The organism is Mesorhizobium sp. (assembly GCF_005063415.1).
GTDB lineage: Bacteria > Pseudomonadota > Alphaproteobacteria > Rhizobiales > Rhizobiaceae > Mesorhizobium.
The window spans coordinates 58,104-63,577 of record NZ_SUEG01000013.1; the positions used below are offsets into that span (position 1 = coordinate 58,104).

Annotated in this window: 3 protein-coding genes and 1 pseudogene; 2 read left to right on the top strand and 2 right to left on the bottom strand. The window is 61.8% G+C overall.

Features of this window, described 5'->3' with window-relative positions; all coding sequences use genetic code 11:
• Window positions 1-51: 51 nt before the first annotated feature.
• A complete protein-coding gene (locus tag E5W70_RS06275) occupies window positions 52-1,470 on the bottom strand; it encodes a DEAD/DEAH box helicase (RefSeq protein ID WP_292655376.1) in 1,419 nt (472 codons plus the stop codon).
• Between the two features lie 386 nt (window positions 1,471-1,856).
• Between E5W70_RS06275 and E5W70_RS06280 the strand changes: the two genes are divergently transcribed.
• Complete coding sequence (locus E5W70_RS06280; protein ID WP_292655379.1) at window positions 1,857-3,389, top strand: acyl-CoA carboxylase subunit beta; 1,533 nt, start codon at window positions 1,857-1,859, stop codon at window positions 3,387-3,389.
• A gap of 7 nt (window positions 3,390-3,396) precedes the next feature.
• Window positions 3,397-4,467 (top strand): M48 family metallopeptidase, encoded by a 1,071-nt coding sequence (locus E5W70_RS06285; RefSeq protein WP_292655382.1) that lies wholly within the window; start codon window positions 3,397-3,399, stop codon window positions 4,465-4,467.
• Window positions 4,468-4,511: 44 nt separating this feature from the next.
• Here the strand turns inward: E5W70_RS06285 and E5W70_RS06290 are convergent.
• Window positions 4,512-5,474, bottom strand: a pseudogene (locus E5W70_RS06290) (hypothetical protein); the annotation flags it as partial.

Consider the following 5,474-nt stretch of genomic DNA (forward strand, 5'->3'; position numbering starts at 1 on the left):
TTTCAATCGTGAATGACCAAGCCAGGCTTGGCCGACCGCAACACGGTCAGATTATGCGGCCCGCGCTGCTGGCCGCTTGCCGCCGAAGCGGCGCTTGTTATTGCCCTTGAAGGGCTTGGCGCCTTCCGGCTTGCGCTCGCCCGCAAAGGCCGGCTTGTCGCCGAACCGCTTCTTGCCGAAGCCGTTGTTGGCGCCGCCGGGCCGCCTGCCGTCGCGGCGGCCATTGTGGTCGTTGCGATCATTGGCCGGTTCGAAGCTGCGCTCGTTCTTCTCGGCGGGATTGCGCTGAGGATCGGGGCTGCCGAGATGGTCGGCAACGATCGGCAGCTTGGTGCGGATGATGCGCTCGACCTGGCGCAGCTTGCTGTTTTCAGACGGGTCGCAGAGTGTGATGGCGATGCCGTCCATGCCGTTGCGGCCGGTGCGGCCGATGCGGTGGACATAGCTCTCCGCCTCGTCCGGCAGGTCGAAATTCACCACATGGCTGATGCCGGGCACGTCGATGCCGCGTGCCGCAATGTCGGTCGCCACGAGAATGCGCACCGAACCCTCACGGAAATCGTTGAGCGCCTTCTGGCGGGCATTCTGCGACTTGTTGCCGTGGATGACGGCGGCCTTGAAGCCGTCGCGATCGAGATCCTTGGTCACCCTGTCGGCGCCATGCTTGGTGCGCGAGAAGATGATGACCGACTTCATCGCCTCATCGGCAAGCATGTTGGCCAGCACCTGGCGCTTCTGCTTGGTGCGGGCAAAGACGACACCCTGCACGATCTCGGCGGCCGCGGTGCTGTGAGGAGCGACTTCGACGCGGATCGGGTTCTTCAGCAGGCCTTTCGCCAGTTCGGCGATCTCGGCCGGCATAGTCGCCGAGAACAGCACCGTCTGACGGTCCGGCGCCGTCGCCCTGGCGATGCGCTTGACGTCGTTGATGAAGCCCATGTCGAGCATGCGGTCGCCTTCATCCAGCACCAGCCATTTGGTGTCGGCAAGCACGAGGTCGCCCTCACGCACCAGGTCTGTCAACCGGCCGGGGGTTGCGATCAGGATGTCGACGCCAGGGGCAACCTTCTTCACCTGGCTGAAGCGCGAGACGCCGCCAAGCACCAGCGCTGTCGAGACATGCGCGCCCTTGGCAAGCAGCTTGATCATCTCCTCGATCTGCACGGCGAGTTCGCGCGTCGGCGCGAGGATCAGTGCGCGGGCCGTCTTCGGCCGGCGCTTGGTGCCAAGTGCGATGATCTTCGACAGGATCGGCAGCGCGAAGGCCGCGGTCTTGCCTGAGCCGGTCTGGGCGATGCCGAAAATGTCGCGGCCTTCGAGCTGCGGCGGGATCGCCTGGGCCTGGATCGGCTTCGGATCGGTAAAGCCGGCGGCATTGGTGGCCTTGAGCAGTGCGCCGGTAATTCCAAGTGCGGCGAAACCGTTCAGTTCCCCAGCGTCCTTACCGGTCAAAGTGTTTTCATTGGTCAAAATATTCTTCTTTCATGCGGCTCCTGGCCGCAAACATCAATGGCGGCAGGGCGCAACCTGCCGTCGAAAATTGTCATGAAACGACAAGGCGGGCGGACGTTATCGTCCGCACGGCTGCGCTGTCGTGCCCGCAGGCATCATGCCACGGGGCTTTTTCGCCACCTTGCCGATATGCCGGGAAGAGGGAAAACAGACGCAACCAGTCTCATTCGTCGAGAAGGCCGGATTATCCCGGCCCAAGCGCCTATGCCGCCGCATATGGCCCAGTTCGCATCGAAATGCAAGGGGCCTGATGCTGCAGCGCAGCAAAGCAATGAGGAAGCGGCGCTTGCGCTCTCTCGCGCGCCTGATTACCACAATCCAGCTTTCCGTTTCGGAGACCGGTCATGAAGGACGTGCTGAAGGAACTCGAGCGCCGCCGCGAGATCGCCCGCATGGGCGGCGGCCAGGCCCGCATCGACGCCCAGCACAAGAAAGGCAAGCTGACCGCCCGCGAACGCATAGACGTCTTTCTCGACGAGGGTTCGTTCGAGGAGTTCGACATGTATGTCGAGCACCGCTCGACCGATTTCGGCATGGAGAAAACCAAGATCGCCGGCGACGGCGTCGTTACCGGCTGGGGCACCGTCAACGGTCGCCCGGTCTATCTTTTCGCCAAGGATTTCACCGTATTCGGCGGCTCGCTGTCCGAGGCGCATGCCGAAAAGGTGGTCAAGGTGCAGGAGATGGCGCTGCGCAACCGCGCGCCGATCATCGGCCTTTACGACGCCGGCGGCGCCCGCATCCAGGAAGGCGTGGCGGCGCTCGGCGGGTATGCCGAGATCTTCCAGCGCAATGTTCTAGCCTCCGGCGTCATCCCACAGATTTCGCTGATAATGGGCCCTTGCGCCGGCGGCGACGTCTATTCGCCAGCGATGACCGACTTCATCTTCATGGTCCGCGATACCTCCTACATGTTCGTCACCGGGCCGGATGTGGTGAAGACCGTCACCAACGAGACGGTGACCGCCGAAAGCCTCGGCGGCGCCTCCGTCCACACGACGAAGTCCTCTATCGCCGACGGAGCCTACGACAATGACGTCGAGGCGCTGCTGCAGATGCGCCGGCTGGTCGATCTGCTGCCCGCCTCCAACACGGCGGAAATTCCCGAGATCGAATGCTACCAGTCGGTCACCGATCACGATCTGTCGCTCGACCGGCTGATCCCCGACAATGCCAACAAACCCTACGACATCAAAGAGTTGATCCTTAAAGTTGCCGACGAGGGTGACTTCTTCGAAATCCAGCAGAATTTTGCGAAAAACATCGTCACCGGCTTCGGCCGTATCGAGGGCCGCACCGTCGGCTTCGTCGCCAACCAGCCGATGGTGCTGGCCGGCGTGCTCGATTCGGATGCCAGCCGCAAGGCGGCGCGTTTCGTGCGCTTCTGCGACTGCTTCTCGATCCCGATCGTCACCTTCGTCGACGTGCCGGGCTTCCTGCCAGGCACCGCGCAGGAATATGGCGGGTTGATCAAGCACGGCGCCAAGCTTCTGTTCGCCTATGCCGAAGCTACCGTGCCAAAGATTACCGTCATCACCAGAAAGGCCTATGGCGGCGCCTATGACGTTATGGCGTCAAAGCATTTGCGCGGCGACATGAACTATGCCTGGCCAACGGCGCAGATTGCGGTGATGGGCGCCAGGGGCGCAGTCGAGATCATCTATCGCAAGGATATCGGCGACGCGGAGAAAATTGCAGCGCACACAAAAGCTTACGAGGATCGCTTCCTGTCACCCTTCGTTGCCGCCGAGCGTGGCTATGTCGACGAGGTGATCATGCCGCATTCGACCCGCCGCCGCATCGCCCGCGCGCTCAGGATGCTGCGCAACAAGGATATGCAAAACCCCTGGAAGAAGCACGATAATATTCCGCTGTGAGGGGTTGATGTCGCGCCTGGTCCTCTATGTGGGAGCGCGTTTCGGCAGGTTTGCCATCCTGCTCTTCGCTCTGCCGCTGTTCTGCCCAATACTCCTGTGGTTCTGGTTCCTCGACCGGCATCCGCTCGCTGTCATCGCGACTGGCGTTGTTGCAATCCCGGCCGCGATGCTGGCCATCGTTCTGTTGATCGGGACATTGTTCGCCGGTTTTCGACCCAGCAAGGTGGACGGGATTACTCGGGAATCAGCCCCGAAATTGTGGGCTGTCTGGGAGAGTATTGCCGGCAAACACCGCGCCAGCCGAACGAGAATCATCCTAAGCGACGATCTCAACGCCAGCGTCGGTGAAGAGCGGCCGTTTCTAGGCTTGCTTGGCCGCAGGGCGGTTCTCACCATCGGGCTGCCATTGCTCGCTGTGACCGACCAAAAAGGGTTTGCGGCGATCTTGGCGCATGAGGACGCCCATCTGAAAAACAAAGATACAAATGGCGGGCTCAACCTGGCCGAACTCGAGAAAAGCTTCGATCTAATCTTCGACTTCGCTCCTCCAGGGAAAAGCGTTTCAGGCAGCCTGTTCTACTGGATGCTTAGTCCGCTGTCGCGCACGCTGGAGCGCGAAGAAATACGGTTGTCGCGACGGGCGGAAATTGACGCAGATCGCCATGCAGCGACGTCCGGCGACGCATATGAAGCGGCCCGCGCCCTGCTTCTGATTGGTGCTGCCAGTGCATTCTTCGATGACCAAGTGTATATTCCGCTTAAACGTGAACTGCTTGGCACCATGGTACCGCCTCGTCCACCACTCGAAAGAGTTCTGGCGGCCGCCAGTCACCTGTCGAGGCTTCCCATCCTGCAAGAATATGCGCAAAAGGCCTGGAACGCGCCAGATAACGAAAGCGCGGATCATCCGCCCTGGTCCGAACGTTTGACTGCTCTTGGATTTAGCTCGGCTCCAGAGATAGAACCAGTTCTGGTTTCTGCCTTGTCGAGCCTGCTGAGCGATGAGGTCGTCGCCGAACATGTCCGCCATTTCGACGGCGAATGGACATCGAAGATCGCCGACTATCTCGATCGATAGCTATCCACCTGGAACTACAGTGGCTAATGCCCAGTCGGCGCAAGCTATTCCGCTTCCGCCGCTCCAAACCCGGCTCCCATCGTCGCGCGGACAGCGCCTGACCATGGCGTGGCGTGATTGTCGATGCGCATCTGGAAGATAAAATAAGTCGGCGAGCAGAAGCCGATGTCCTTCACTTTGCCGATACCGGGTGTATCGGGCGGCAGCGACTGGCACATGTAATCCTCGCGGCAGAAATGGTCGGCCGAGCAGGCGGGACGATTGCCGCGATTGACGGCGCCGCCGAGGCACTGGTCGAAATTATTGGTCGCTACGCAGGTGTCGAATTTTTTGCCGCCGACCAGTCCGCAAATCTCGTTCGGCATCGGCTTGCCCGTTTTGAAAGCGGCAAAGCTGCGATCCTTGTCGTTGCAGCCGCGATAGGCGATGCCGGCCGGAACGCCGATCTTGGGCGGCCGGCAAGTGTAACCGGCGCGCGAAATGCCTGGTGCGAATGCCGCGATCTGGCCGGTGATGGTATAGCGGTCATTGAAAGGCTGCGCCGGGTTGCTGGCGATCGAGCCGGTCAGGCACGGATGGCCGGAGAACATGCTTTCGCTATCCTTGGGCAGCAGGCATTGCGCCAGCTTGGTGCGCACGCCGGACACGGTCGCCAGCGGCGTGCAAACCGTGCCGCCGCCGCATTGCCACGTCGCGCCGAAGCGGGCCGCATCTTCCGGCATCAGGCACGGCATCGCCATTTCGGCCGGCGAATAGGCAATTTCGTCGGCATCGTTCCATGTCGCCGGCGGCGCGAAGGACAGCGGGCGGAAGCGGTTCGGTTCCTTGCCGTCGGCAGTCGCGTGCAACCAGGCGACGCGGCGCTGGATGTCGGCGTGGAGATGCGGCGAGATGCCGACCTCGATGCGGTTGAGCGGTGAGGTCGTCTTATCGTCGAGGCCGATGAAATGGAAGCCGGCGGTCGAGCCCGCCTGATGGCAACCCTGGCAGGCGCCGTTGTCCAGTCG